The 25,479-nt window shown below is 59.3% G+C and carries 25 protein-coding genes and 1 pseudogene; 14 read left to right on the plus strand and 12 right to left on the minus strand.

All coding sequences use genetic code 11. The annotated features are described in order from the left end of the window. Positions 1–20: 20 nt before the first annotated feature. Positions 21–914 (minus strand): LysR family transcriptional regulator, encoded by an 894-nt coding sequence (locus V1289_RS32855; protein ID WP_334402248.1) that lies wholly within the window; start codon positions 912–914, stop codon positions 21–23. A gap of 140 nt (positions 915–1,054) precedes the next feature. Here V1289_RS32855 and V1289_RS32860 point away from each other — a divergent pair, with 140 nt between their 5' ends. The 3 genes from V1289_RS32860 (at position 1,055) to V1289_RS32870 (ending at position 2,840) form a co-directional block, all read left to right on the plus strand. Next, positions 1,055–1,492: an organic hydroperoxide resistance protein gene (locus tag V1289_RS32860; protein ID WP_334407774.1), complete on the plus strand. Its 438-nt coding sequence runs from the start codon at positions 1,055–1,057 to the stop codon at positions 1,490–1,492. Between the two features lie 107 nt (positions 1,493–1,599). Then, complete coding sequence (locus V1289_RS32865; RefSeq protein ID WP_334402250.1) at positions 1,600–2,100, plus strand: carboxymuconolactone decarboxylase family protein; 501 nt, start codon at positions 1,600–1,602, stop codon at positions 2,098–2,100. 20 nt (positions 2,101–2,120) lie between these two features. After that, entirely contained in the window at positions 2,121–2,840 is a 720-nt protein-coding gene (locus V1289_RS32870; protein WP_334402252.1) for an SDR family NAD(P)-dependent oxidoreductase, read from the plus strand. A gap of 295 nt (positions 2,841–3,135) precedes the next feature. Here V1289_RS32870 and V1289_RS32875 read toward each other — a convergent pair whose 3' ends face one another. The 11 genes and pseudogenes from V1289_RS32875 to V1289_RS49915 all read right to left on the minus strand — a co-directional run. After that, the gene (locus tag V1289_RS32875; protein WP_334402256.1) at positions 3,136–3,960 is read right to left on the minus strand and encodes an alpha/beta fold hydrolase; all 825 of its coding nucleotides are present in this window, start codon (positions 3,958–3,960) and stop codon (positions 3,136–3,138) included. A 54-nt stretch (positions 3,961–4,014) separates the two neighbouring features. Continuing rightward, positions 4,015–4,296 carry a hypothetical protein gene (locus V1289_RS32880; protein ID WP_334402259.1) on the minus strand — a complete coding sequence of 94 codons (282 nt, stop codon included), beginning with the start codon at positions 4,294–4,296 and terminating at the stop codon, positions 4,015–4,017. Positions 4,297–4,336: 40 nt separating this feature from the next. Next, positions 4,337–5,107 (minus strand): alpha/beta fold hydrolase, encoded by a 771-nt coding sequence (locus V1289_RS32885; protein WP_334402261.1) that lies wholly within the window; start codon positions 5,105–5,107, stop codon positions 4,337–4,339. A 138-nt stretch (positions 5,108–5,245) separates the two neighbouring features. Beyond that, positions 5,246–5,488, minus strand: a complete 243-nt coding sequence (locus V1289_RS32890; protein ID WP_334402263.1) for a hypothetical protein — start codon at positions 5,486–5,488, stop codon at positions 5,246–5,248. Between the two features lie 403 nt (positions 5,489–5,891). After that, entirely contained in the window at positions 5,892–6,125 is a 234-nt protein-coding gene (locus V1289_RS32895; RefSeq protein WP_334402265.1) for a DUF6894 family protein, read from the minus strand. A 2-nt stretch (positions 6,126–6,127) separates the two neighbouring features. After that, a complete protein-coding gene (locus tag V1289_RS32900; RefSeq protein WP_334402267.1) occupies positions 6,128–6,352 on the minus strand; it encodes a hypothetical protein in 225 nt (74 codons plus the stop codon). A gap of 306 nt (positions 6,353–6,658) precedes the next feature. Next, positions 6,659–7,444: a sensor histidine kinase gene (locus V1289_RS32905; protein WP_334402269.1), complete on the minus strand. Its 786-nt coding sequence runs from the start codon at positions 7,442–7,444 to the stop codon at positions 6,659–6,661. A gap of 208 nt (positions 7,445–7,652) precedes the next feature. Then, positions 7,653–8,036, minus strand: coding sequence for a hypothetical protein (locus V1289_RS32910; protein WP_334402271.1), 384 nt, complete (start codon positions 8,034–8,036; stop codon positions 7,653–7,655). Positions 8,037–8,219: 183 nt separating this feature from the next. Continuing rightward, a complete protein-coding gene (locus V1289_RS32915) occupies positions 8,220–11,072 on the minus strand; it encodes an ATP-binding protein (protein ID WP_334402273.1) in 2,853 nt (950 codons plus the stop codon). Between the two features lie 155 nt (positions 11,073–11,227). Next, entirely contained in the window at positions 11,228–13,660 is a 2,433-nt protein-coding gene (locus V1289_RS32920) for an ATP-binding protein (protein ID WP_334402274.1), read from the minus strand. A 111-nt stretch (positions 13,661–13,771) separates the two neighbouring features. Then, positions 13,772–14,077, minus strand: a pseudogene (locus V1289_RS49915) (winged helix-turn-helix domain-containing protein); the annotation flags it as partial. Positions 14,078–14,889: 812 nt separating this feature from the next. Between V1289_RS49915 and V1289_RS32925 the strand changes: the two are divergent. From V1289_RS32925 to V1289_RS32975, 11 genes are all read left to right on the plus strand, one after another. After that, on the plus strand, positions 14,890–15,630 hold the full coding sequence (locus V1289_RS32925) for an AEC family transporter (RefSeq protein WP_334402276.1): 741 nt from the start codon (positions 14,890–14,892) through the stop codon (positions 15,628–15,630). After that, a complete protein-coding gene (locus tag V1289_RS32930) occupies positions 15,527–15,856 on the plus strand; it encodes an AEC family transporter (RefSeq protein ID WP_334407775.1) in 330 nt (109 codons plus the stop codon). The genes V1289_RS32925 and V1289_RS32930 overlap by 104 nt, the downstream gene beginning before the upstream one ends. Positions 15,857–15,894: 38 nt before the next feature. After that, positions 15,895–17,313, plus strand: a complete 1,419-nt coding sequence (locus tag V1289_RS32935) for an MmgE/PrpD family protein (protein ID WP_334402278.1) — start codon at positions 15,895–15,897, stop codon at positions 17,311–17,313. Then, entirely contained in the window at positions 17,310–18,146 is an 837-nt protein-coding gene (gene ripC / locus V1289_RS32940; protein WP_334402280.1) for an itaconate degradation C-C-lyase RipC, read from the plus strand. The genes V1289_RS32935 and ripC overlap by 4 nt, the downstream gene beginning before the upstream one ends. 49 nt (positions 18,147–18,195) lie before the next feature. Continuing rightward, entirely contained in the window at positions 18,196–18,723 is a 528-nt protein-coding gene (gene ripB, locus V1289_RS32945) for a (R)-specific enoyl-CoA hydratase RipB/Ich (RefSeq protein WP_334402281.1), read from the plus strand. A 26-nt stretch (positions 18,724–18,749) separates the two neighbouring features. After that, positions 18,750–20,072, plus strand: a complete 1,323-nt coding sequence (locus V1289_RS32950; RefSeq protein WP_334402283.1) for an acetyl-CoA hydrolase/transferase family protein — start codon at positions 18,750–18,752, stop codon at positions 20,070–20,072. Between the two features lie 92 nt (positions 20,073–20,164). Then, positions 20,165–21,901 (plus strand): ubiquinone-dependent pyruvate dehydrogenase, encoded by a 1,737-nt coding sequence (poxB, locus tag V1289_RS32955; RefSeq protein WP_334402285.1) that lies wholly within the window; start codon positions 20,165–20,167, stop codon positions 21,899–21,901. Between the two features lie 14 nt (positions 21,902–21,915). After that, a complete protein-coding gene (locus tag V1289_RS32960) occupies positions 21,916–23,331 on the plus strand; it encodes a cytochrome ubiquinol oxidase subunit I (protein WP_334402287.1) in 1,416 nt (471 codons plus the stop codon). 3 nt (positions 23,332–23,334) lie between these two features. Then, complete coding sequence (gene cydB / locus V1289_RS32965) at positions 23,335–24,318, plus strand: cytochrome d ubiquinol oxidase subunit II (RefSeq protein WP_334402289.1); 984 nt, start codon at positions 23,335–23,337, stop codon at positions 24,316–24,318. Between the two features lie 286 nt (positions 24,319–24,604). After that, positions 24,605–24,985, plus strand: a complete 381-nt coding sequence (locus V1289_RS32970; protein ID WP_334402291.1) for a tautomerase family protein — start codon at positions 24,605–24,607, stop codon at positions 24,983–24,985. Positions 24,986–25,029: 44 nt separating this feature from the next. Further along, the gene (locus V1289_RS32975) at positions 25,030–25,419 is read left to right on the plus strand and encodes an AraC family ligand binding domain-containing protein (protein WP_334402293.1); all 390 of its coding nucleotides are present in this window, start codon (positions 25,030–25,032) and stop codon (positions 25,417–25,419) included. Positions 25,420–25,479: the final 60 nt, after the last annotated feature.

Raw genomic sequence — 25,479 nt, forward strand, 5'->3', positions numbered from 1 at the left:
TGACCTTCTTTTTTTCGGCCTCAGCTCCATAGTGGGCTCTTCCAGGCCCTCAATGCTTCGAGAAATACATGGAGCCTTGAAGGCAGGAAGTCTCTTCTGGGGTAGACGGTATGGACGTCGACTTCCTCGGAAGTCCAGTCGGGCAGCAACCTCAAGAGTTCACCTTTTCTGATTTTGTCGTCGCAATAGGTCGAAGGCAAAAAACCAACGCCGTGCCCTCGGTCAACAAACGTACCGACCGATTGGAAATCTCGGCTAGAAATGGGACCTGAAACACGAATTCTGGCGCGTTTTCGTCCATTCAGCAATTCCCACTCCGCCTCGCCGTTCTTGCCGTTGAGCAAGACACACTGATGAAGCTTGAGGTCTTCGGGTTTGATCGGAGGTTTTCGATCTTTCAAATATTCGGAAGAGGCCACGACATAGCGGACCTGGTTGCCCAGCTTTTTGGCAATTAACGTCGAGTCCTTCAATTCACCAAAGCGAATGCCGACATCCACATTTTCAGCGATCAGATCCAAGAAGACGTTGGTGATGAAAAGATCGATCTTGATGCGCGGATAGTTTTTCATAAAATCAGAAATGAATTCCAGAAAAGGGCCTTGCCCCAAAGCCACGGGCACGGAGATTTTGAGTGACCCCTCCGGCTTCTTCTGGGTCTGCGTCAAAACCCGTTCCGCGTCGAACAACAGGTTGAGCGGTTCACTGCACTGATTGAAATAATCCCGGCCTTGTGAAGTCAGCGCAAGCTTGCGCGTCGTCCTTTGCAGCAGCGTGACGCCCAGCTCTGCTTCGAGCGCCGAAACTTTCCGGCTGACCGTAGACACGGGCATGCCGAGGGCGTGTGCCGCGCGACTGAAGCTTTCGAACTGCGCGACCCTGACGAAAACGGCGATATCATTCAAATCGACCATTCGTCGACTATTCCATAAATGGAAAAGTGATTCCAGATATTTCCGACTAATCAATCGGACCCTCTGCCCCCATTTGTTAGACCCATCGATGAAGAGCATCGCCGATGAAGAACATCGCCGAAGATGAAGAGGAGTCAGTTATGCCGACCAAAGTCCTGTACCAAACCAACGCCAAGGCGACCGGCGGCCGTGTTGGCCACGCTGCCACTGCAGACGGAAACCTGAGTGTCGACCTCACCAGACCCAAGGAACTGGGCGGCAATGGTGCCGCCGGCACCAATCCGGAGCAGTTGTTTGCTGCCGGTTATGCGGCCTGTTTCCTCAGCTCGATGCAGTACGTCGGCGCTCAAGGTGGCCCGAAGGTGACCGCCGACGCCAGCGTCACAGCGACAGTGGGGATCGGTCCGCGCGCCGATGGCGGTTTTGGCCTTGACGTCGCTCTGGCGATTTACGCGCCCGGGTTGACGAAGGCCGATGCCGAAACCCTGGTGCAAAAGGCTCATCACGTTTGCCCCTACTCGGATGCAACGCGCGGCAGCCTCAACGTGCGCCTGAACATCGTCGACGCAGCTCAGTGAAGTTGCCGTTCGATAAACGGTCCGGTCCCTCCCGGAAAAAGTAAACCACGATGAAATGCCTTGAACCCCAAACTGTCGAGTCAGCGCCCGTTGGCTCGAAGGAAGCTATGAAAGCCTTCCGGAAGAAGTTCGGGTTTATCTCGAATCTGATGGCGACGTTCGCTAATTCGCCATCAGTCCTGAATGGCTATCTTGCGCTTGATACGGCTTGGGAAGGCTCGTCGCTGTCTGCGACGGAAAGGCAGATCATCCTCCTTACCGCTTCGGTCGAAAATAGGTGCCTCTACGGCACGGCGGCTCATGCCACGGTGCTGAAGGCAATGAAACTCGACGTCGCGGTCATCAAGGCAATTCGCTGCAGGAAATCGCTGCCCGACGAGAGGCAGGATGCGCTGGTTGCTTTGACTCGAGAACTGGTCAGAGAGCGCGGCTTCGTCGCGGAAAGTGTCAAGGAGCGATTCTTCAAGGCCAGGTACAACGAAGCCACAATGATGGAGGTTCTAATCGGCGTCGCCCTCAAGACGATGAGTAACTATCTCGATCACCTGAATCCGATTTCAATCGATCCGGTGTTTCGAGCAGAAGCCAACGAATCTATCAGCAGCTAACCCAAACAACGGAGAAGATCATGAGTAAGACAGTTATCGTAACGGGTGCTTCACAGGGTATCGGTGCAGGCGCTGTAAAAGCCTTTCTTGACAAGGGCTATAACGTCGTCGCCACGTCGCGTAGCGTTTCCAAGTCGAAGGAATTGCCGGCATCCCCCAAGCTCGCAGTGGTCGACGGCGACATCGGTGATGCATCTGTGGCCGCGAAGGTCGCCGAAACCGCGATCAGAAAGTTCGGTTCCATCGATGCGCTGGTCAACAATGCCGGCATCTTCTTTCCGAAGGCATTCACCGATTACACGGGTGAAGATCTGAAAAAGCTGTCGTCAACCAATCTGGAAGGCTATCTCTACATCACGCAGTTTGCAGTGAAGCAGATGCTGGCCCAGAAGTCGGGTGGCAGTGTTGTCGGCGTCACGTCGTCGTTGGTTGAGAATCCCATCGCGGGCTTGAATGTTTCGGTACCGATGATTACCAAGGGCGGCCTTGATGCCATGACCCGTAACCTGGCGATCGAATACGGGAAGCAAGGTATTCGTTTCAACACGGTTGCGCCCGGCATGGTCGATACGCCATTGCACAAGGACGATCCGGCGGAATTCCTGAAAACTCTGGCGCCGCTGGGTAAGATTTCCAGCGTCAAGGACATCGTCGACGCCATCGTCTATTTGACCGAAGCCCAGAATGTCACAGGGGAATCCCTGCACGTCGATGGCGGCGCGCATTCCGGCAGGTGGTAAGCACGAAAACCGGCTTGCGGGAGTTGGATATCCGGCTCCCGCAGGTACACACATCGACCCCTTTGCTTTACAACAAGCCGGCTGATGCCGGAATTAGATATTACGCGGCACAGCAATCAGTCCAAAGTTTCCCGTACAGGTTTTCGCGACCGGCCGCTATTGGCGCGAAGCGGCCGTTCGTGCGCAAACAGCACTTCGTGACTGCCGTGAGTTGAGGGCCTATTAGTCTGGAATCAGGCTCGGGAAGGGGCCGGCAAATTCCCTGTCCCGGAAGCCTTTGGCATTCGGCTGGCAGCTAACCCTTGATGAAGGCGAGTAGGTCTATGTTGATGGTGGCCGCTTCGGTCGTGGGCATGCCGTGCGGAAAGCCCTTATAGGTCTTCAGCGTCCCTTTCTTCAGGAGCTTGGCTGACAACGGCCCGGCGGCCACATAGGGAACGATCTGATCGTCCTCGCTATGCATCACCAGCACCGGCACGGTAATCTTCTTGAGGTCTTCGGTGAAATCGGTCTGCGAGAAAGCGACAATGCCGTCGTAATGCGCCTTGGCACCGCCCGTCATGCCCTGACGCCACCAATTCTGGATAACAGCCTCAGAAGATTTGGCGCCCGGCCGGTTGTAGCCATAGAACGGACCTGAGGCGACGTCGCGATAGAACTGCGAGCGATTGGCCGCGAGCTGTATCTGAAATCCGTCAAAGACTTCCTTGGGAAGGCCGTTGGGATTGGCCGGCGTCCTTACCATCAACGGCGGCACCGCGCAGAGAATGGCCGCCTTCGCCACCCGGCTCTCGCCATGCCGCGCCAGGTAATGCACCACTTCGCCGCCACCGGTGGAATGGCCGACGTGAATGGCCTTCTTCAGGTCAAGATGCGATGTCACGGCAGCGAGATCGTCGGCATAATGATCTATATCGTGGCCTTCGCCGGTCTGGCTAGAGCGACCATGGCCGCGGCGGTCATGGGCGATGACGCGATAGCCGTGATTGAGGAAGAACAGCATCTGCGCGTCCCAGTCATCCGATGATAGCGGCCAGCCATGGCTGAACACGATGGGCTGACCGGAGCCCCAATCCTTATAGTAAATCTCGACACCGTCTCTGGTCTTGATGGTCGTCATCATTAGCTCCTGTCGTACTTGCCTCGTTATCCGCTATGCCGTTACCTCTGCGCTTCAATCGTCGCGCGTGTTTTCGGTTGAACTCGGCCTCCAATGTGTGACAGGGCCGTTCTGCTCCGGCACGAAGTTCGCTATGTCGAGCAGTCTGACGAACGACATGGTGAAACAGGTGGCGTAAGCCGCGCCAAGCAATTTCTCCCGATTGGTACCGGGCTTTTCATGGTAGCGGCTGAAGAAAGTGTAGGGATGGGTTTCCAGCGCGTGGCTTTCGGCCGAGACCGAACCCTTGCCTTCACGCGAACCGCCGTTCCAGGCGGCAGATCCAAAGCGTTTCATGGCTCCTTGCTCCTTTCGTGCTCTGCACGTGCTGGGCTCGTCAGGCTTGCTGTCCCGCGGCTTCGAGGATCAGCCGCGTGATTTCCTCGGGATGGGAAATCAGCGACAGATGGCTGGCCTTCACTTCGATGGTCTTGGCGTTCATCCGCTTGGCCATGAAGCGCTCAAGGTCCGGATTGATGGTGCGGTCTTCCGTTGAAACCGCATAGTAGCTCGGTTTCGATCGCCACGCCGCGTGCGTGGTCATGCCTGTGAGCAGAGCCTTGTGGAATGGTTCCTGCACGGCATAGAGCACCCTGGCTTTCGCTTCGGGCAGGTCGCCGGCAAAATCGTGAAGGAAAGCCTGCTCGGAAAGGCGTCCTTCATCACCGTCGAAGAGAATCCCGGCGGATGCCGGGGGCGTCGGATATGTCTTGGCCAACGCCGTGTAGTCCTCGCCTGCATCCGGTGCCCGCGCCGCCACATAGACAAGCGCCGACACGTTCGGATGCATGCCGGCCTCGGTTACGATCATTCCGGAGAAGGAATGCCCAACCAGGACCGTCGGACCATCCTGCCGCGCCAGCACGCGCTCGGCCGAGGCTACCGCGTCAGGCAGGGTTGTCAGCGGGTTTTGCACGGATGTGGCATTGAGCCCCGCTGCCTGCAATCGTGCAATCACCTCGGACCAGGATGACCCGTCGGCGAACAGCCCGTGCACAAGGACGATGTTTTTGGCCGTCGGCGCCGGCTGTGCAGCGGCGGCGGTGCCCTGGACAAGAGTGCTCGCTGCCCCCGCGGCCACCATGCTTACGAATGCGCGTCGATTCATTGGATACCTTGGCCGAAGATTGTCTTGGCTATTCATGGAAGTTCTCCTTTGCGTAAAATTAGAGTTGGCTACTGGGACGGTAGCGTTAAAGGGGACGTTCTCGCTCCTTGACACCGTCGGCTCGCTCCTCTGCGCAGCTCAGCATAAAAACGGGTTGTCGCCGACATCGCAATTTTCTCCGTCTGGCGGTGTAGCAAATGGGCCGACGTGCGGCGCTGGAATGCGAGCATAGCCGTCAATATAGCGAGCGGTGGGGGACGCGCTCGCATCGGCTTTCTTCGCAACATGCCGCTTGGCTAAGCAATTCTTGCAGGCCATGGTAGGCGGTGCGAGCATGACGGTGGCGATCAATCCCGCCGACAATAGCTTGATTGTGATCATTGAACTTCCTTTATGGATGCAGCAAACCAAACGTGATCGGTGCTCACGGCACTCTGCGACCGTCAGAAAGTACTTGAGGAAGAGTGCCGGCAACAATCATCAGTGTTCGCAACGTCGTCACCGATCGCTGCTCCGGGATAGCGCCTACCGACCAAGAAAACGGATTTCATTGTCGGCGGGATTTAAAATCGAGAGCGATCGCAACTGTTCGCAAACACCTCCCATTCTTCGTTGCCGTGCGTCTTTGCGTTGCTCCGATGGTGGGATAAGTGGCGCTCATTCACTTCTTTTCGGCTCGGTTCGCAAAAATGGAAAAGCTCTTGTAACCTTACCTTTGCTGCAGCTTCTCTTGATACCAACTGCCTATCGCGAAGCGGCGTTATCGGTGGCCGGATCGCAAGCCTCAATGGGGCTTGCCGAGCACGAAAGCGAAGGGGACAACGAATAGCTCATCACCCAGGTCGTCGTTAACGTGTAAGATCCAGCCGCGCCAATCTTCGAGGCTGCGCGCGGTGGTGAGGGATCGCACGACGCAGGCCGCGTGATCACGGGCCTCCGCGAGGTCGTCCACTACCGCGCCGCAGCGATCGACCAAAACCTTCGTTTTGTTAGAGCAATGGAAATACACCTGGGTCATGTTCAACCTCCTTCGAACAATGCCTCGCTTTCAGCATTAGCAGCCGAGCGAGCCGATGCTTTCGCCGCATCAACACGCGAAGCTTTCTCCGCTCGCCGCTGGTAGTCGTCGGCAAGAGCCTTAAGCTGATCCACAATCGCTTGGTCGGTCATGGTTTTGGCCGCGCGGAGCAAAGTCTGTGCTGTTTTTAGGTATTCGTTGCCTCGTTGTGAGAGCTGGAATGTCATAGTGCCCTCACGCGGTTCTCGGGGCCTGGTCTAAGGCAACTTGGAGCCAGGGTAGCCAATTGCAGTCACTTGCCCGGCGAGCTCTAAAGCGATCGACGCATTTCTTGGAACAAAAGGAGGTTCGCCACGAGTAGTATCGGACGAGACCAAACTTGCCATCACAGATAGCGCAACGCTTGGCTGCACCGTTCGAAGCATATTGACGATGGTCACGCATTTTTTCCTACTGTAGAACTTGCGATGGTGTTGCGCGGCGGCGCGATTCCATGGCGGTTATTGCCGGGATAGGTGGTGCTCATTTCACTTTCATTTGGCCCGGCTCGCAAAAATGGAAAAGCGGGACCCGCGACAGGGAGTGGAAGAGACGTCGATGCGGTGTCCCAGTATTCCGATCGCCTGGCGCACGATGAAGAGGCCGATGCCCAGACTGTCGCGTCGCGTAGGATCAAGACGGGTGAAGGCATCGAACATGAGAGGCATCTGGTCCCCGGCAATTCCGATCCCGGTGTCATACACGTCAATACGGATGCTCCGGCCGGTGTGGCGGCAACCGACGAGAATGCGGCCACCGGGCTGTGTGTATTTGACCGCGTTGCTGACCAAGTTGCGCAGCACGGTACCGAGAAGCAGCGCGTTGCTATTAATCGTGGCACTCGTCGGAACCGTACGAACGCTGACTCTCTTTGTTAGAGCTGCGACTTTTTTCGCGTAGGTAGCTTGCTGCAGCAACGGCCCGACCCGCACCGGAGTTAGTTTCACTCTCTTGGCGGGCTCGCTGAGCTGAAGGGCGGCAACCAATTCGTCAAGCTGATTTTTCAATCGATCGATGGCGGCTTGACCGGACTGTAGCTGGCATAGCTCAGACGTCGTTCGATCGCCGCGACCGAGAAAATCGTGAGCGAGTTGGATGACTTGAAGTGGCTGTCGAAGATCGTGTGCCGCTATCGCAAGTAACACTGACTCAAACTCGGACGGCTTGTGTGGTTTCGCCTTGGCCGTCATGCTCCAAGTCATGGGTCGCGTTGGCATCCGTGGGGTACCAAAAGCCGCGCTGCCTTCTGTCGCTTTGACATGTCCGTGTGTCTCGCGCATGACGTGCTCTCCTAGTTGGGAGGCATTGAACAAATCTGATTGAAAGCGTCGCGCAATCTCGCGACGTACGCGAGTTTGACTTTGTAAGATTGTGTTAGTCATGCTGCTGAGGCGCGCGTTTTGGGCGACGCATCGACTCCCAGGGAGCTTCAGCTAGATGAGGTGATCTCGTTGGTTGAAATGACCATAGCGACGGCCATGTTGATTCTCAAATATCGTATCGATTACGAAGAATGATCAGTTGAACGATCAAATCGCTCTGGGGGATGAAATAGAAAGCGAGTACCAGCGGATCGGGTAAGCCGCGTTTGTCATAGTTGCCGTCGACGTTGGCTGTCACGATGAAGTTCCCGTAGTGGCTGATGACTTTGGTTACGTTCATCGTCAGTCTCTCGCCGATAATATCGCGTTTCGCCCACTCTCTGATGGTCGGCTTTCCCCAGTAGTCCCGTAACTGGTCATTGACGAGAGCATCTTCGGCGAAAGTGAACATCAACCGCTCGAGATCGAAGCTGTTGGTTGCTTCAACGTAGGCGGCCACCAGGGGTGGGAGGGCGACGGGAGCGTTTGGCGGAACGGAGGATTTCATCATGGTGTCGGGCTCGAAAGATTCTGGGCAATTTGCACGCGACGACCATGCCCGATGGACGACGGCTTGGCCCGTTTGATTACGTTAGAAAGTGTTAGACGGGTGCAGGGAGTCCGGTTCCGCCGGGTCTCCAGGCGGAAAGAATGTTGCGGAGGTCGTCGGCTTGGCGTGGAGCGACTAAAATGGCTATCGCAAATCCTCAAGCAGCGCGCGCGCAAGCCTGAGGTCTGCGGTTTCGAATCCTTCCGTGAAGCGATCGTAGACGATGGCCAGCGCATGCCGGGCCTGATCGCGCTGGCCGTCTTCGGCGAGCAAGCGTGCCAGGGCCATCGCTGATCTCAGCTCCCAAGCGAGTGCAGATTGCGCGCGCGCGACGGTGAGCGCTTCGGTCAGGCAGTTCAGGGCGGATTCACGGTCATGTCGTGCCGCGAGAATCTGCGATTTAATCCGAAGCAGTTCGGACAAATTAATTTCCACTTCACTATTTGTCGCGCGCGCAATAGCTCCGTTGATCGTAAAAAGCGCCTCCTTGAATTGCCCGGTCTTGCGCAGGCCTTCCGCCAACGCGCCGATGAAATCTGTGATGAGGATATTGTGCTGCTGGGCGCGCAGGGACTCCAGCACGCCCCGTAGCAAATCGAGACCAGCTTCCGGCTCATCGCGGGCGATGGCAAGTTCGCCTTTCAGCGCGATGCCATGAGCAAGGTACGGTGCAAGCGAGTATCGTCCGGCGTATACGATCAGCTGCTCGATGAGGTCGCTGGCGCCCTGCAAATCGCCGGTCCACAGTAACAACATCGGGGCATGAAGCAGCGAACCGCAGACCGAAACTGGGTGACCTCGGCTTGCCGCTTCGTCTATGGCGTTTTGCACGATTCGAAGCGCCTGATCGGAGAAGCCGCGCAGCCACAAGGTGCGGGCAAGACAGCTGAGCGCAGAGATGCGCGGATCAAGACCGAAGAAGTTGGCGTTGAAGACACCAAGCTCGACCGCGAGCGTCATGCCGTGCTCAAGATGGAGTTGTGCCGCGGCTTGGTCGCCCAGATAGTGGTGCGCCATGCCCACCCTCCACTCCGCCCAGACGGTGCCGGCCGGGTCCTTGGCAGCCTGCGCGATGGCGCCGCCCCGTTCCGCGACCGCCATGGCGTCGCGGAGGTCGCCGAGTCGTGTGAGAAAAATGTTCAGACCGACGAGAAGGCTAAGTTGGCGCGCAGGATCCTGGAACGCTTCCGCCAGCGCAAGCCCGCGCTCGTATTCGGCGCGAATCTGATCGCTGTGACCCCTGGTGAACATCGACGCCAGTGCCAGGGCTTCCTGAAGAATCATCTCCTGTCTGGTGCCTCGGCTGGACGCGTCGAGAGCGGCCAGCGCCCGTTCACACCAACCCCTGCATTCCCCGAATAGCGACAATCCGATGAACAGCGGCGCCGCCCAGGTGGCGAGCTCGACGCCGACCGCGGCATCGCCGTGGTCCGACAGCGCCCATCCGAGCGCCGCCCGCACGTTGCCGATATGCGAAGCGTATCCCGATAGATCGTGTTCGCCAAACAACGACTGGATGATCTCGTCGTGCTCGAGAAACTTGGCAAAGAAGATCGCATGGCGCCGGGCGACGCGATCTGCCCCGCCACGCTCGGCGAGCTTGGCGGCGGCATAGGCCCTCGTGGTGTCGAGCAGCCGATAATAGGTCGATTCGTTGATGACGGTCGTGGATATCAGGGATTTTGCAACCAGGCTCGTGACCGCGTTGATAACGTCCGCTTCGTCTGCCTCCGTCTCCGACGCAACGGAGCCGGCGGCCTGAAGCGTGAAGTCCCCGACAAAGACCGACAGCCCGCACAGCACTACCTTCTCGCGCTCCGAAAGCAGGCTGTAACTCCAGTCGAGCATCGCGTTCAGCGTCTCGTGCCGCGGCAGCGCGGTGCGGCGGCCCTGCCAGAGCAAGCCGAAGCGGTTGTCGAGCAATTCCGCGGTTCCAAAAATCCCAAGGGAGCCGACGCGACTGGCCGCGAGCTCGATGGCAAGGGCGATCCCGTCAAGCCGGCGGCAGCTCCGGGCTACTATCGGCGCATCGATATCGCGCAGTTCGGCGCCATAGCCGCTCGCCGCGGCCCGCTCCATGAAAAGCTGGGCGGCGGGATACTTGAGCACTTCCATAGCAGTCGAGCCGACATCCTCGGGGGGACAATCGAGTGAGTACAATAGGTGGACATGTTCACCTTCCACCCGGAGCGCTTCGCGGCTGGTCGCCAGGACGTGCGCCTGCGGTGTCTCGCTGACGACGCGTTCGGCCAGAGCTGCCGCCACGCCGATCACATGCTCGCAATTGTCGAGCACGAGCAGGATCTTCCTGTCGCCAATAAAGGCCAGCAGACCAACGACCGGGTCCTGGGTTTGCACCATCAACCCCAGTACCGACGCGATCGCTGTCGGCACGAGTTTGGCATCGGTCAGAACAGCCAGATCGATGAAGAAGACCGCGCCTTGGAATCCGTCAACCAGCGCATGAGCGACTGAGATCGCTACGGTGGTTTTGCCGACACCGCCGGGACCGACGATGCTGACGAAGCGCCACCTCTGGAGTTGCTCCGCCAAGGATCGAACAGTGTCATCACGGCCGACCATTCGCGCCAGTCGCGGCGGCAGCTTTTTGACTCGTTCCGTTGTGCCGATCTCAGTCACCGGAGCCGGTTGCTTGGCGCTCGAGCGTGTAACTGGCGCAACAAAGCAATAGCCCCTACCGGCAACATTGGATATGTAGCGAGCACCGTCTCGTCCGTCGCCAAGTGCCTTCCGAAGGGCAGCCATTTGAAAGCGGAGGTTGGCTTCCTCCACCGTCACATCCGGCCACGCCGTCGAGATAAGTTCCTTGTGAGTGACGACTTCCCCGGGCCGCTCCGCGAGTGCGATCAGGATGTCGAGCGCGCGGCCACCGAGCGGTATCGGCTTGTCGACCTTCTTGAGCAGCCTCTCGGCCACGAACAGGCTGAAGGGGCCAAACGATATTGCGTTTCTGGCCTCTGTCGCAGGCTCCATCATGGCGTGATCTTTCGTAGCGATCACCTGGTTCGGATTTTAGGCCAATAGCCGGTTCCGCACAATAACAACAAAGGTTGCCACGATTGGCTACCCACCAGCTCTGCGAGTGGCAATGGTATCGTGGCTACCAGCGTGCTTTGGAGCGGCCAAAATAGCTATCGCAAATCCTCAAGCAGCGCGCGCGCCAGCTTGAGATCTGCGGTTTCGAATCCTTCCGTGAAGCGGTCGTACATGAGAGCCAGCGTATGCCGAGCGTGATCGCGCTGGCCGTCTTCGGAGAGCAAGTGGGCCAGGACCATCGTCGACCTAAGTTCCCAAGCGAGCGCCGATTGCTCGTGTGCAACGGCGAGCGCTTCGGTCAGGTAGGTCATCGCTGATTCGCAGTCATCTTGCGCCGCGAGAATCTGCGATTTGATCCGGAGCAGTTCGGACAAGTCCAGTTCCACCCCACTATTTGTCGCGCGCGCAATGGCTCCATTGATCGTGAACAGCGCCTCCTCGAATCGTCCGGTCTTTCGCAGGCCTTCCGCCGACGCGCCGATGAAGCCCGGGATCAGGAGATTGTACTGTTGAGCGTGCAGGGTCTCCAGCGCGCTCCGTAGCAAATCGAGACCGGCTTCCGGCTCGTCGCGGGCAATGGCAAGCTCGCCTTTCAGCGCGATGCCAAGAGCACGGTACGGTGCAAGCGAGTATCGTCCGGCATATGCGATCAGCTGCTCGCTGAGGTCGCCGGCTCTCAACAAATCACCGGTCCACAGTAACAACTTCGAGGCATAAAATAGCGTAGTACAGATCAGAATTGGGTGATCTCGGCTCGCCGCCTCATCGATTATCTTTTGCGCGATTCGAAGCGCCTGATCAGAAAAGCCACGCAGCCACAAAATGCGGCAGAGAACGACGAGCGCGCGGATGCGCTGATCAAAACCGAAGAAGTTGAACGTACCAAGCTCGACTGCCAGTGCCAAGGCACGCTCACAATGGAGTTGTGCGACGGCTTGGTGGCCCAGAAAGTGGTGAGCATTTCCCACCCAGCACTCCGCCCAGACGGCGCCGGCCGGGTACTTGGCAGTCTGAGCGATGACGCTGCCCTGTTCCGCGACCGCCAGGGCGCCGCGGATGTCGCCTAGTCGCGTGAAAAAGATGGATAGACCGAAGAGAAGGCGCAGTTGGCGCACACGGTCCTGGCGAACCTCTGCCAGCGCAAGTCCACGCCCGATTGCGGCGCGAACCCGATCGGTGTGACCCCTGGTGAGCATCGACGACAGCGCCAGAGTTTCCTGAAGAATCATCTCCTGTCTGGTGCCGCGGCTGGCGTCGTCGAGCGCGGCCAGCGCCCGTTCGCACCAACCCCTGCATTCCTCGAACAGCGACAGTCCGAAGAACAGCGGCGCGGCCCAGGTGGCGAGCTCGACGCCGACCGCGGCATCGCCATGGTCCGACAGCGCCCATCCGAGCGCCGCCCGCACGTTGCCGATATGCGGGGCGTATCCCGAAAGACAATGTTCCGCGAACAATGACTGGATGGTCTCGTCGTGTTCGAGAAATTTGGAGTAATAGATCACGTGGCGCCTGGCGATGCGATCCGCTTCGCCACGCTCTGCGAGTTTGGCAATGGCGTAGGCGCGTGTGGCGTCGAGCAGCCGATAGTATGCCGATCCATTGATGACGGTCGTGGAGATCAGGGATTTTGCAACGAGGCTCGCGACCGCGTCGATAATTTCCGCCTCGTTTGTCTCTGTCTCCGCCGCAACGGAGCCGGCGGCCTGAAGCGTGAAGTTTCCGACAAAGACTGACAGCCCGCACAGGACTACCTTCTCGCGCTCCGAAAGCAGGCTGTAACTCCAATCGAGCATCGCGTTCAGCGTCTCGTGCCGCGGCAACGCGGTGCGACGGCCATGCCAGAGCAAGCTGAAGCGGTTGTCGAGCAGCTCCGCGGTTCCACGGATTCCGAGAGAGCCGACGCGACTGGCCGCGAGCTCAATGGCAAGTGCGATCCCGTCAAGCCGGCGGCAGATCCGGGCGGCGATCGGTGCATCGGTATCGCTAAGCTCGGCGTCATAGCCGCTCGCCGCCGCCCGCTCCATGAACAGCTGGGCGGCGGGATACCGGAGCGCTTCCATAGCCGTCAGGCCGGCATCCTCGGGTGGACAATCAAGTGAGTGCAACAGGTGGACATGTTCGCCTTCGACCCGAAGTGCCTCGCAGCTGGTGGCCAGGATGTGCGCCTGTGGTGCCTCGCTGACGACGCGTTCGGCCAGCGCTGCCGCAACGCCGATCACGTGCTCGCAACTGTCGAGCACCAGAAGGATCTTCCTGTCGCCAATGAAGGCCAGCAGACCAACGATCGGGTCCTGGGTCTGCACTATCAACCCGAGTGCCGACGCAACAGCTGTCGGCACGAGCTTGGCATCGGTCAGCGCAGCCAAATCGATGAAGAACGCCGCATCTTGGAATCCGTCAATCAGCGCATGAGCGACGGAGATTGCCACGGTGGTTTTGCCGACACCGCCGGGACCGACGATGCTGACGAAGCGCCGCATCTGGAGTTGATCCGCCAACGCTCGAACGGTGTCATCGCGGCCGACCATTCGCGCTAGTCGCGGTGGCAGCTTTTGAACTCTTTCCGTTGTGGCGATCCCGTTGACCGGAACCGTTCGGGCGGCTGTCGAGCGTGTGATGGGAGCGACGAAACAATACCCCCGACCAGCAACATTCGACACATAGCGAGCGCCGCCTCGTCCGTCACCAAGCGCCTTCCGAAGGGCAGACATTTGGAAGCGGAGGTTGGCTTCCTCAACCGTCACGTCTGGCCACACGGTCGAGATTAGTTCCTTCTGAGTGACGACTTCTCCGGCTCGCTCAGCGAGTGCGATCAGGATATCAAGCGCGCGGCCACCGAGCGGCACCGGCTCGTCAGCCTTCTTGAGCAACCTCTCGGCCGCAAACAGGCTGAACGGGCCAAAAGAAAGCACATCCTTGGACTGTGGGTTGCGCCGATTATTCATAGGCGTCGTCCGCCTCTCACGAGGAACCGTCGGTCGCGTCCAGGCTGAAAGGACCAAACGACATTGCGTTTCCGGTCGCCGTGGCCTGTTCCATCATGGCGTCATCTTTCGTAGCCGCCTGACCACCGGGTTTGGATTTAAGCCGAGGACCGGTTTTGCACAGTCACAATGGAGACTGTCGTTATTGGCTACCAACCTCAGCCCAACAAGCTCTGCGAGTTGCTGCTGCTGACGACAACAAACGGCATCTTACAACAGCTAACAAGCGTTTCCCACGGCTTCTGCGTAAATTCTTACGGTAGGCAGCGGATCGCGGCCGAGCCAAAGCTCTGATCATCGCAGTGGCAAAGGGTCGACCAGTACACAACGTCAAGGAGAATTCAGATGGCTGTTACACCTGACTACGTTCGTGAAAGGTCTGGAGAACGGCGTTTTCACACGTGGCCGACGACGTCGATTGGTTCCACAGGGAACTCAGCTCCACCTGGAATATCTTATCGTCAAAGGCGACGAGGCAGTGGTCGAACTTCATTCCTTGGCGACGGCGAGGAACGGCATGAGATTCGACAATCGTTACTGTTGGATCCTCCTTTTCGAGGCCGACAAGATCGTACCAGTTCGAGCTTATCTCGACTCGGCTCTGGTCGCCGAACTTTTCAAAGAGAAACCGGTCGCCGCCTAGTCCATGCGCTGCGCTTGCACAAGAACTCGCTTTCCGTGGCTCCGTGAAAACGGCGCCGGAGGTCGAGAGCACCCGAAGCGTCAGGGCGTTTCACCTCATTTGAAACGCTCGGTGATCGAGGAGGACGCCAATGCTGAACACCATATTAGGCGCACTCCTTCCGATGGTCGTCACCTTCTTGCTCGGCTTCATAGCGGCATGGCGTCACGATCTCGGTCCAAAAGATGCCTCGGTCCTGAATCGGATGGTGTTGCTTTATGCCGTCCCGCTGACGCTTTTTACCGGAACCGTCACGACGTCGCGCACGGCACTCAGTCAGGACATTCCGTTAGTCATCGCTCTGTGCCTCGCCATCATTGGCCTCTACGGCGTGGTGTTTCTTTTCCACCGTATTATCTTTCGCTTGCCAACGAGCGTCAGCGCCTTGTACGCGCTGACGGCTTCCGCGCCAGCAGTACCCTTTGTAGGTCCAGCCGTCCTCGGTGATCTGTTCGGTGGGCTTAGCGCCATTCCGATAGCGATAGCCAGTCTCGTCATCAACCTCACCGTCGTGCCAATCACGATTCTTCTTCTCGCACTGGATACGGCTGGGAGAGAGCCGCAGGGAACGAGCTTGGCCGCGCAGGGCAAGGAGCAATTGGCGTCGCCCGCAGCCAAACTTGCGGAAACGGTCAAACAGCCGATGGTTTGGGCGCCGATTCTCGCTTTCGTGGTCGTACTGAGTGGGCCTCCACATTCCTCAGCTCATCGTCCACTCGCTTTCCCTGCTGGGAAACGCCTCCGGGGGCGTCGCTCTGTTTGCCAGCGGCATTGTGCTCGCATCCGGCAAAATCAAAGCCAGCTTGCACGTCTTGTTGCTCGTATTCCTTAAGAACATCCTGCAGCCCGCCCTGGTCTTGGGTGGATTGCGATGGGTCGGCTACGGCGAACCCACTGTCAGCGAAGCGGTGCTGGCGACGGCGATTCCAACCATGCCGATAGTGATCATGTTCGCGCTGCAATACCGCGTGGCGCAGGAGGAGGCAGCTTCCGCCGTATTCCTCAGCGTCATCGGCTCGATCGTTACGATGGGGATTTTCATCGCTCTGACTTCTTAAAAACACCAACCTGTCCACCAAAAAAGGAGATTCTCGTCATGACCCAAGTCGAAGCTCTCGCCAGGTACGCCGCTCGCGCCAAATTCGACGACCTCTCGGCGGAGTCGCGCAAGCAACTGCCGGTTCACATCCTGGATTCGCTGGGCTGCTGCATCGCCGCCCTCGGGGCCGGCCCTGTTCAGGCTTGTCGCGAGCAAATTGCAGAATTTGGTGGCACCGGCCCGTGCACGCTGATCGGCGGTGGAAGGGCGAACCCGATCTACGCCGCGTTCTGGCACACCGCACTCGTGCGCTACGTCGATATCATGGACAATTTCCTGGCCCAGAGCGAAACCTGCCATACGGCGGACAATTTCGGCGTTGCGCTGACTATTGCCGACTACGTCGGTGGCAGCGGCAGGGAACTGATGCTCGGGGTGGCCCTGGGCTACACGGTCCAGTCGCGCTTCGTTGATCATGCCAACTTCATGACGCGCGGCTTAGACCACACAGCGCAACTGGCCTTCTCGCACAACGCTGCCGCTGGGCGACTGCTCGGCTTGAGCGAGCAGCAGATCGGTCACGCGATGGCAATGGCCGCGGTGAGCGATGCGTCATTCGCCGTCGTTCGGGCAAAACCGCTGTCGCAATGGAAGGGTCTCGCCTCGGCGCAGTCGGCGCTCGGTGCCATGAACACTTTGTTCCTTGCCCGTCGTGGCGTGGAGGGACCGCTGCAAGTGATCGAGGGCCCGCTGGGAATCGACCACCTTCTTGGGATGAAGATCGAGATCGACTGGGACAAACAGGGATATGAGGGCGTCACGGAGAGCACCATCAAGAAGTACAACTCCATGATCCACACGCAATCCGCGGTCCATTGCATGGTCGAGCTGGTCAGGCAGAAAAAAATCGATCCCAACAAGATTGTCTCGATCGAGGCGGAGGTGTTCCAACTCGCCTTCGACTTCGCCGGTGGCGGACTTTACGGCGTGGACAAAGTCATTCGTACCAAGGAACAGGCGGATCACAGCTTGCCGTACCTGCTTTCGGTCGCCCTCATCGATGGCGATGTGACGCCCGCACAATTCAAGCCGGACCGCATCGCCAAGCCTGACGTGCAAGCGTTGTTGAAGAGGGTTTCGACCCGTCCGAACCACGAGTTCACGGCTCTATATCCGCGCAAGATGCCCGCCAAGATCACCATCCGGCTGCAAGATGGGACCGTGATTGAGCACGAGGTCCAAGACTACCCGGGTCTCGCTTCCCGTCCGTTCACATGGGAGGAATCCGTCGAAAAATTCGATGGACTCGTGGTCGGTCGCATCGACGCGGGGTTGAGCCGGGAGATCAAAGACGCCGTGCTTTCCCTCGAAAGCATCCAGGCACGCGACTTGGTGAAACTGCTTAGCCACGCAAAGGCACCCGGCAGAGAGGCCAGTGATGCGGGCCGCAACTTATCCAGAAAGGCAACCGCATGACCGCGCCGATCCGCACTCGAAGCTGGCTGTTCACGCCGGCAACCCGCCCGGAACGCTTTGTGAAGGCTTCCCAAGTCGGCGCCGATGTCGCAATCCTGGATCTCGAGGACGCTGTTGCGCCCGGGGACAAGGCGCGTGCCAGGATCAATGCTCTCGATTACCTGGCGGGAAAGCCTTCCGATGGTGCGCTACACGCGCTGCGAATTAACGGGCTCGACACGCGTACGGGCATTTCTGACCTGGACGCGTTGCTCGGATCCCAGGCTGCTCCGGACTTTCTGGTGCTGCCTAAGACGGAGACGGCCGGCCATCTTGAAATACTCGATCGCCTCCTGACGGCTGCTGGCAAAGCGACCCGTCTCATCGGTCTCATCGAGAGCGCCCGTGGCCTCGCCGCGGTCGAAGCGATCGCGACGGCTACGCCGCGGCTCGCGGGTCTGATGCTGGGTGCGGCGGATATGGCGGCCGACCTGGGCGCGACCGTCGCATGGGAACCTCTCGCCGTTGTGCGCTGCCGCCTCATCGCCGCCTGTGCCTTGGCAGGCGCGGTGTCAGTCGATTCGCCGTACTTCGACCTGCATGACGAGCCCGGCCTCAAACGGGAGGTCAACGGCGCGGTAACGTTCGGCTTCAGCGCCAAGGCCGCCATTCACCCTGCACAAATCGGCGCAATCAATGCGGCGCTTACGCCGAGTGCCGAAGCAGTGAAAAGAGCCCGCGCGATTCTCGCCGAGAACACCAAGGGAGTCGGCACGGTAGACGGCCAGATGATCGACGAGGCTGTCGCCCGCAAAGCACGCCGCACGCTCGTTTCGGCAGGACTCGAGGCCTGAGCCAACAACGGATTCCCCTCGACCCCACTGTGATGAAGGAGACAATGTAATGGAAATCATCTTGCCAGCTTACAAGGCCGTCGGCGAGCGACGCTACCGTGAAACCTCCGGCCTCTATTTTGAGGACTTCGAGCCCGGCGACGTGTTCGAGCATCGCCCCGGTCGCACCGTCCTAGACGTCGACAACACCTACTTCACCCTGCTGACCCTCAATATCCAGCAGGTCCATTTTGATGCGGCGTACGCCGCCAAAACCGAGTGGAAGAAGATGCTGGTCGATTCAACCTTCACGCTTGCGTTGCTCACCGGCATGAGCGTGCGCACGGTCAGCGCCAAGGTCGTCGCCAACCTCGGCTGGGACAAGGTGAAGGCGAGCCATCCGGTGTTCGCCGGCGACACGCTCTATGCCGAGAGCACTGTGCTGCATAAGCGTGAGTCCAAGAGCCGACCAACCCAGGGGATCGTCACAGTCCGGACGCGGGGTATCAACCAGGACGACGCCGAGGTGATGAGTTTCGAACGCACCATGCTCGTCCATCGCCGCGGCCATTCGCCGGAAGAAGCCGCCAATTACTGAGCGCTTGAATAACGGGAGACACGACGATGGATATCGACGCGCGATACCAATCGAAATTGACCACGCCCGACGAGGCAGTGTCATCCATTCCTTCGGGATCAAAGCTCTCATTCGGTATGGCTATGACCGAGCCACCAGCACTTCTGAAGGCGCTGGCCGACCGTGCCGAAGCCGGCGGTATCGAGAATCTCAATGTCTATTACTTCGAGGCCACCAGCATCGCCGGAAAGACGATCCTTCGCTACGAGCTGAACGACCGCATCCGCCCGTACTGCATGTTCATCACCGAGATCGAACGAGCACTGATCAAGCGGGGCGTCGAGGATGGCGACCGCAAGGTTATCAACTATGTGCCCAACAACTTTCATCAGGCCCCTCGTCTGCTGATCGAAGAGATCGGCATCGACACCTTCGTTTGCACCGTCTCGCCGATGGACCGCCACGGCTATTTCAGCTTCGGCACCGGTAACGATTATTCGACCAAGGTCGCCCGCGCGGCCAAGCGGCTCATCGTCGAGGTCAACAAGAACATGCCGCGCGTGAATGGTGCTGGGGCGGAGCTCCATGTGTCCGAGGTGGACGCCATTGTCGAACACCACGTACCGCTGCTCGAACTCCCTGTACGCGGACCTGCGGCCGAGGATGAAGTGATCGGCCAGACTATTGCGCGCCTGGTGCCCGATGGCGCCTGCTTGCAGATGGGTGTTGGGGCCTTGCCAAACCTCGTCTGCGCGGAACTGAAAGGCCGCAACGATCTCGGTATTCACACCGAAGCATTAAATCCTGGCCTCGTTGATCTCGTGCGCGCCGGGGTTGTCAATAACCGGCGCAAGGCGATTGATCGCGGCAAGACCGTCTTCACTTTCGCCATGGGTCAGAAGGCGATGTACGACTTCTTGAACGACAATCCGGCAGTCGTGAGCGCACCGGTCGACTATGTCAATGACCCGCAGATCATCGCGCGGAATGATAATGTCATCTCGATCAACGCCACGATTCAGATCGATTTGACCGGCGCCTGCAACTCCGAGCACATGCTGGGCCACCAGTACAGCGCCTCGGGCGGCCAGCTCGATTTCGTGCGCGGCGCCTATGCGTCGAAAGGCGGCAAGTCGATCATCGCCGCGCGCTCGACAGCGGCGAAGGGCAAAGTATCACGCATCGTGCCTCGGCTGGACGGGCCAGTTACCACGCCGCGCATCGACACTCATTACATCGTTACCGAGTTCGGAGCCGTGAATCTCAAGGGCCTGTCCTCGACCGAACGCGCGCTCAGACTGATCGAGCTCGCGCATCCCGAGTTCCGCGACGAGCTGACTCAAGCAGCCAAACATCTTCATCTGGTGTGAGGATAAAAACGCATCGCCTAATCGACTGCGCAGGACCCGCGTGGTCATCGAAGGTCTCACGACCTTCCACGTTAACTGAGAAGAGAGCGATCATGGCAAAGACGGTGGCTGATCAATTCGCGGAAATCCTCATCGCAGCCGGAGTCAAACGGATTTATGGCATCGTCGGGGATAGCCTCAACGGCCTGACGGATTCAATTCGTCGGCAGGGCAAGATCGAATGGGTGCATGTCAGGCACGAAGAGGTCGCCGCCTTCGCCGCCGGCGCCGAGGCGCATCTGACGGGAGAGCTTGCGGTCTGTGCCGGCAGTTGCGGGCCGGGCAACCTGCATCTCATCAACGGTCTGTTCGACTGTCATCGGTCCCGCGTGCCGGTCCTCGCTATCGCCGCGCAAATTCCATCGAGTGAGATCGGCTCCGGATATTTCCAGGAGACGCATCCGGAGCAGCTGTTCAAGGAGTGCAGTCACTATTGCGAGTTTGTGTCCGGTGCCAACCAGCTGCAGCGCACGCTGGAGCTTGCGATCCGTCAAGCCGTCACCAATCGCGGCGTTTCTGTGGTCGTTATCCCCGGCGATGTTGCGTTACAGCCAGCCGCTCCGACGTCTGATCCGCTTCCTGCGAATCTCCTGCCAGTTCGGCCCGCGGTGCCGGCGGCAAATGAAGCTTTGGATCAATTGGCCGCATTGCTCAACGGAGAGAGCCGCGTGACGATGCTGTGCGGATCTGGCTGCCAAGGAGCGCATGATCAGATCGTAGCTCTCGCCGAGCGTCTCGAGGCACCCGTCGTTCACGCGCTGAAGGGCAAGGAACATGTCGAGTGGGAGAATCCGTATGACGTCGGCATGACCGGGCTCATCGGATTTTCATCGGGCTATTACGCGATGACCGATTGCGACGTCCTGCTCATGCTCGGGACCGATTTCCCCTATCGACAATTCTACCCACGCGGCTCAGGAGTCCGGATCGCCCAGGTCGACTTGAGGGCGGAAGTGATCGGACGCCGAACACCGGTTGATCTCGCGGTAATTGGCGACGTGCGCGCAACTATCGACGCACTCCTGCCGCGCCTCAGGGAGAAGCGAGACGGCACTCATCTCGACCAGGCTCGCGAACATTATCGCAAAGCGCGCAAAGGCCTCGATGAGCTTGCTCGTCCGGCCACCGGCAAGACGCCGATTCACCCCCAGCAGATCGCCAAGGCGATCAACGACCTGGCGGCGGAGGATGCAGTGTTCACCTGCGACGTCGGTCTGCCGACGGTCTGGGCAGCCCGTTACCTTGCGATGAACGGCAAGCGACGCCTGATCGGATCATTCTGGCACGGCTCGATGGCCAATGCGATGCCACAGGCGATTGGCGCCCAAGCCGCGTTTCCCGGCAGGCAGGTGATCTCGCTATCGGGTGACGGGGGCTTTACCATGCTGATGGGCGACTTGCTCACCCTCGTGCAGCACCGCCTTCCGGCCAAGGTGGTCGTGTTCAACAACGGTGCGCTCGGTTTCATCGAGCTTGAACAGAAGTCCACGGGCTTTCTCGATTTTGGCACTGAGCTCAAGAATCCGAATTTCGCGGCAATGGCTGAAGCCGTCGGTATTCGCGGCATTCGGATCGAAGACCCCGCCAAGGTCGAGGACGGAATCGCCGCTGCCTTTGCGCATGACGGCCCCGTTCTCATCGATGCGGTCGTCAACCGGACAGAGCTTGCGATGCCACCCTCGGTCACCGTCGAGATGGCGAAGGGCTTCTCGCTCTACATGGTGAAGGCGATCATGGGCGGCCGGGCCGACGAGGTTATCGATCTCGCAAAGACCAATCTCTGGCGTTAGGGGCGCGTCGCACCATGGACATCACGGCACTCCTTCTCTCGCGGCTGCAGTTCGCGTTCACCGTATCGTTTCACATCATCTTCCCGTCCTTCACGATCGGACTGGCAGCCTGGCTCACCGTGCTGGAATCCCTTCATCTCGCGACGGGGCGCCCGACCTACCGCCTCTTGTTCGAGTTCTGGCTCAAAATCTTCGGTGTGGCTTTCGGATTCGGCGTTGTCTCCGGGATCGTCATGGCATTCGAATTCGGTACCAATTGGAGCGAACTGTCCCGCATGTCCGGACCAGTTCAGGGGCCCTTGCTCGCCTACGAGACCTTCACCGCTTTTGCATTGGAGGCGACTTTCTTCGGCGTGCTTCTGTTCGGCCGTCAGAGGGTCGCCCCCTGGTTCTACCTGTTTTCGACCGCGATGGTCGCCCTCGGCACCACGCTGTCGGCGTTCTGGATCATGATCAACAACAGCTGGATGCAGGTTCCGGTCGGCTATGTCGTCGAGAACGGCATGTTCGTGCCGAATGATTGGACCAAGATCATCTTCAACTCGGTGGTCTGGTCGCGTTTTCCGCACATGCTGCTTGCCGCTTACCTGACCGGTGCGTTCTGCGTTGCTGCCACCGGCGCGTGGTATCTGCTGCGTGGCACGTTCGCCGCCGAGGCGAAGATCATGCTCCGCATGGGCCTGTATCTGGCCGCCGTGCTGATGCCAATTCAGCTCTTCTTCGGGCACCTCAACGGTAAATACGTCGTGCGTTACCAACCCGCGAAGATGGCCGCCATCGAGGCGCGATGGCACGATGAACAGCCGGCATCCGAAGTCCTGCTCGCGTGGCCGGACGTTGCGCAGCGGCGCAATCTCTTCGCGATCACCTTGCCGGCGCCCTTCGGCAGCTTGATCGACTCCGACAGTCTCGATGCCGCTGAAGTGGGGCTCGAAAGCATTCCCGAAAACGACTGGCCACCGATACTCATTCCTTTCTTCGGTTTCAGGATCATGGTCGGCTGCGGCCTGCTCATGTTGGCCTTGGCCTGGACCGGAACGTATCTGAATCGAGACGGACGTCTCGAGCGCAATAGGCTGGTGCTCTGGGCGACATTCTTCAGCTTTCCGCTCCCCTTCATCGCAACATTGACCGGGTGGTTCACGGCGGAGGTGGGACGCCAACCCTGGACGGTTTACGGCGTGCTGAGAACCGCAGATGCGATGACGCCCTTGCTGACCGTGCGCGCGGCCTCCATCTCGATCATCGTCTTCTGTGCAATCTACACCTTCATTTTTGCCTTCGGCATTTTCTATATCTACCGGCTGCTGCGCGCGGGACCGGTCGGGCACCTCGTGCTGCCGCCCGCGGCCGCCATCCCCAACCGCCCCTTGTCGGTCGTCCACGAGCCGGTCACTGCGGTCGCCCTTCGCGTTCCGGCGGGAGAATAAGCCATGGTCATGTTCTGGGTAACGCTCTTGGCCGTCAGCATTCTCATCTACGTGTTGCTGGACGGGTTCGACCTGGGCGTTGGCATGCTTTTTGGCGTGGCCTCCGACGAGGCGCGACGGCACGCCATGATGAGTGCAGTGGCGCCGGTCTGGGATGGCAACGAGACCTGGCTCGTCGTCTCGGGCGTGATCCTCTGGGGAGCCTTTCCGGTCGTCTATTCGATTTTGATGTCGGCGTTCTATCTTCCGGTCCTCTTGATGCTGGCGGGGCTGATCCTGCGCGGCGTCGCGTTCGAGTTTCGCTACAGGGCCGAGCGGCTACGCTGGATCTGGAGTGCAAGCTTTGCGGGAGGTTCGCTTGTCGCGGCGTTCACCCAGGGCTTGATGGTGGGCGCTCTCGTGCAGGGTCTGCCGATCTCTGACGGCCGATATGTCGGCGGCGAATTCGGCTGGTTCAGTCCCTTTGCGGTGCTTTGCGGCATCGGCCTATGTGTGGGCTACGCGCTGCTCGGCACCTGTTGGCTGGTGCGGAAATGCGAGGACGACGTACGCGACGACGCCTATCGTCTCATCCCTTATCTATCGGCGGCGCTGCTCGTCTTCCTGATCGTCGTGCTCGTCTACGCCCTCTCCGATAACTTCAGGGTCATGACGCGGTGGCTCGACCGGCCCTTTTTGTTCGTCTTCCCCGCGGCCGGCATGTTAGCCGCAATCACGCTCGCCGCCAGCATTCAGCGCAGACAGGATGCACTGCCGTTCCTGATGGCTGCCATCATTTTCGCGGCGGCCTTCGGCACGCTGGCGATCTCGTTTTGGCCCTACATGGTTCCGTTTTCGATCACGGTCGAACAGGCGGCCGCCCCCCACTCAAGCCTTGCCTTCATGTTCTGGGGAGCGGGTCTCTTCGTATTCCCGCTCATGCTGCTTTACACCGCGATCAGCCTGACCGTGTTCAGAGGCAAAGTCGTGACGTCGGCAAAACAGTGAAACGAGGGAGGCACACCATGAGCGCTGAACAAGTCAAAAGGAGCCCGCCCGCACAAGTAACATCGGCTGACTTTCGCAAGCGGGCACAACATTACCGGCTTGCCGCAGCTTTAACGGATATTCCGCGCGACGCGGCCATGTTCGACGAGCTCGCATCTATGTTCGATCAGATCGCGTGTCGCTTTGGCCGAGCGGAGGCGGAGGGACTAGCCAGATTACAATCCTCAACGTCTATCGCCGCCACAGCCTCGCCAGAAGGCGCAATATCCGGATAGGAGACAAACCGATGCCCCTCGTTCGCGTTGAACTGCCTGCTGGCAAACCTGCCGAGTATCGAACGGCGGCGGGCGAAGCGATCCAGCAAGCCATGCATGCGGCTCTCAAGGTCCCGCTGGGAGAGCGATTCCACATCTTCACCGAGCATGCGCCCGGCGACCTTCTGATCGACCGGATCTACCTCGGCATCGAACGCTCCGCTAATGCGATCGTGGTTCAGGTGACGCTGAACGAGGGTCGTGATGCCGAAGTGAAGAGGGGCTTCTACAAAACCCTGGCAGACAGCCTGCACGAGCGCATTGGGCTGCGTCCGGAGGACCTTGTAGTCAATCTCGTCGAAGTGAAACGCGAAAACTGGTCGTTCGGCAGCGGTGAGGCGCAGCTCGCCTGACGTAAACAACGTTGCGCCCAGCCATTCTTCAAAGGAGAGATGTGATGATACGATGCGTGCGGATCTGGACGGCACAAGATGGTAACTCGCTATTCGAGGAAGGGACGATCGATCTTCCAAAGGGTGAGCGCGGCGATATTCTCGGCGACAAGATCGTGTCGTCGAGCATCTCGTTCCGCGAGACCAGGTCAGGCGGCACGTTTGCGCCGCATGATGCGCCGACGCGCCAGTTCGTCATCACCCTATCCGGTACGCTTGAGTTCAAGACCGCCAAGAACGAGACCTTCATCATCCGTCCCGGTGACATTTTGCTGGCCGAGGATACCACCGGCACCGGGCATAGCTGGCGGCTGGTGGACGACCAGTCCTGGCGCCGCGCCTACGTGATTCTAGCGCCCAACGTCGCGGCATCCTTCCGCAAAACGGATCATTGATCTTGCGGTTACGAACGACACGTCACCGCATTGAACGCGTTCGATCTCGATGAGGAGCAC

This window comes from Bradyrhizobium sp. AZCC 2289, from assembly GCF_036924615.1.
GTDB lineage: Bacteria > Pseudomonadota > Alphaproteobacteria > Rhizobiales > Xanthobacteraceae > Bradyrhizobium.

Excerpts from the sequence above, each read along its gene's own strand:
- V1289_RS32870 (WP_334402252.1), top strand. The coding sequence starts at position 2,121 with ATGAGTAAGACAGTTATCGTAACGGGTGCTTCACAGGGTATCGGTGCA.
- V1289_RS32970 (WP_334402291.1), top strand. The coding sequence starts at position 24,605 with ATGCCCCTCGTTCGCGTTGAACTGCCTGCTGGCAAACCTGCCGAGTAT.
- V1289_RS32885 (WP_334402261.1), bottom strand. The coding sequence starts at position 5,107 with ATGAATCGACGCGCATTCGTAAGCATGGTGGCCGCGGGGGCAGCGAGC.
- V1289_RS32855 (WP_334402248.1), bottom strand. The coding sequence starts at position 914 with ATGGTCGATTTGAATGATATCGCCGTTTTCGTCAGGGTCGCGCAGTTC.
- ripB (WP_334402281.1), top strand. The coding sequence starts at position 18,196 with ATGGAAATCATCTTGCCAGCTTACAAGGCCGTCGGCGAGCGACGCTAC.
- V1289_RS32925 (WP_334402276.1), top strand. The coding sequence starts at position 14,890 with ATGCTGAACACCATATTAGGCGCACTCCTTCCGATGGTCGTCACCTTC.
- V1289_RS32895 (WP_334402265.1), bottom strand. The coding sequence starts at position 6,125 with ATGACCCAGGTGTATTTCCATTGCTCTAACAAAACGAAGGTTTTGGTC.
- cydB (WP_334402289.1), top strand. The coding sequence starts at position 23,335 with ATGGTCATGTTCTGGGTAACGCTCTTGGCCGTCAGCATTCTCATCTAC.
- V1289_RS32875 (WP_334402256.1), bottom strand. The coding sequence starts at position 3,960 with ATGACGACCATCAAGACCAGAGACGGTGTCGAGATTTACTATAAGGAT.
- V1289_RS32890 (WP_334402263.1), bottom strand. The coding sequence starts at position 5,488 with ATGATCACAATCAAGCTATTGTCGGCGGGATTGATCGCCACCGTCATG.
- V1289_RS32880 (WP_334402259.1), bottom strand. The coding sequence starts at position 4,296 with ATGAAACGCTTTGGATCTGCCGCCTGGAACGGCGGTTCGCGTGAAGGC.
- ripC (WP_334402280.1), top strand. The coding sequence starts at position 17,310 with ATGACCGCGCCGATCCGCACTCGAAGCTGGCTGTTCACGCCGGCAACC.
- V1289_RS32900 (WP_334402267.1), bottom strand. The coding sequence starts at position 6,352 with ATGACATTCCAGCTCTCACAACGAGGCAACGAATACCTAAAAACAGCA.
- V1289_RS32960 (WP_334402287.1), top strand. The coding sequence starts at position 21,916 with ATGGACATCACGGCACTCCTTCTCTCGCGGCTGCAGTTCGCGTTCACC.
- V1289_RS32915 (WP_334402273.1), bottom strand. The coding sequence starts at position 11,072 with ATGATGGAGCCTGCGACAGAGGCCAGAAACGCAATATCGTTTGGCCCC.
- poxB (WP_334402285.1), top strand. The coding sequence starts at position 20,165 with ATGGCAAAGACGGTGGCTGATCAATTCGCGGAAATCCTCATCGCAGCC.
- V1289_RS32935 (WP_334402278.1), top strand. The coding sequence starts at position 15,895 with ATGACCCAAGTCGAAGCTCTCGCCAGGTACGCCGCTCGCGCCAAATTC.
- V1289_RS32865 (WP_334402250.1), top strand. The coding sequence starts at position 1,600 with ATGAAAGCCTTCCGGAAGAAGTTCGGGTTTATCTCGAATCTGATGGCG.
- V1289_RS32950 (WP_334402283.1), top strand. The coding sequence starts at position 18,750 with ATGGATATCGACGCGCGATACCAATCGAAATTGACCACGCCCGACGAG.
- V1289_RS32975 (WP_334402293.1), top strand. The coding sequence starts at position 25,030 with ATGATACGATGCGTGCGGATCTGGACGGCACAAGATGGTAACTCGCTA.
- V1289_RS32920 (WP_334402274.1), bottom strand. The coding sequence starts at position 13,660 with ATGGTCGGCCGCGATGACACCGTTCGAGCGTTGGCGGATCAACTCCAG.
- V1289_RS32905 (WP_334402269.1), bottom strand. The coding sequence starts at position 7,444 with ATGCGCGAGACACACGGACATGTCAAAGCGACAGAAGGCAGCGCGGCT.
- V1289_RS32910 (WP_334402271.1), bottom strand. The coding sequence starts at position 8,036 with ATGATGAAATCCTCCGTTCCGCCAAACGCTCCCGTCGCCCTCCCACCC.
- V1289_RS32860 (WP_334407774.1), top strand. The coding sequence starts at position 1,055 with ATGCCGACCAAAGTCCTGTACCAAACCAACGCCAAGGCGACCGGCGGC.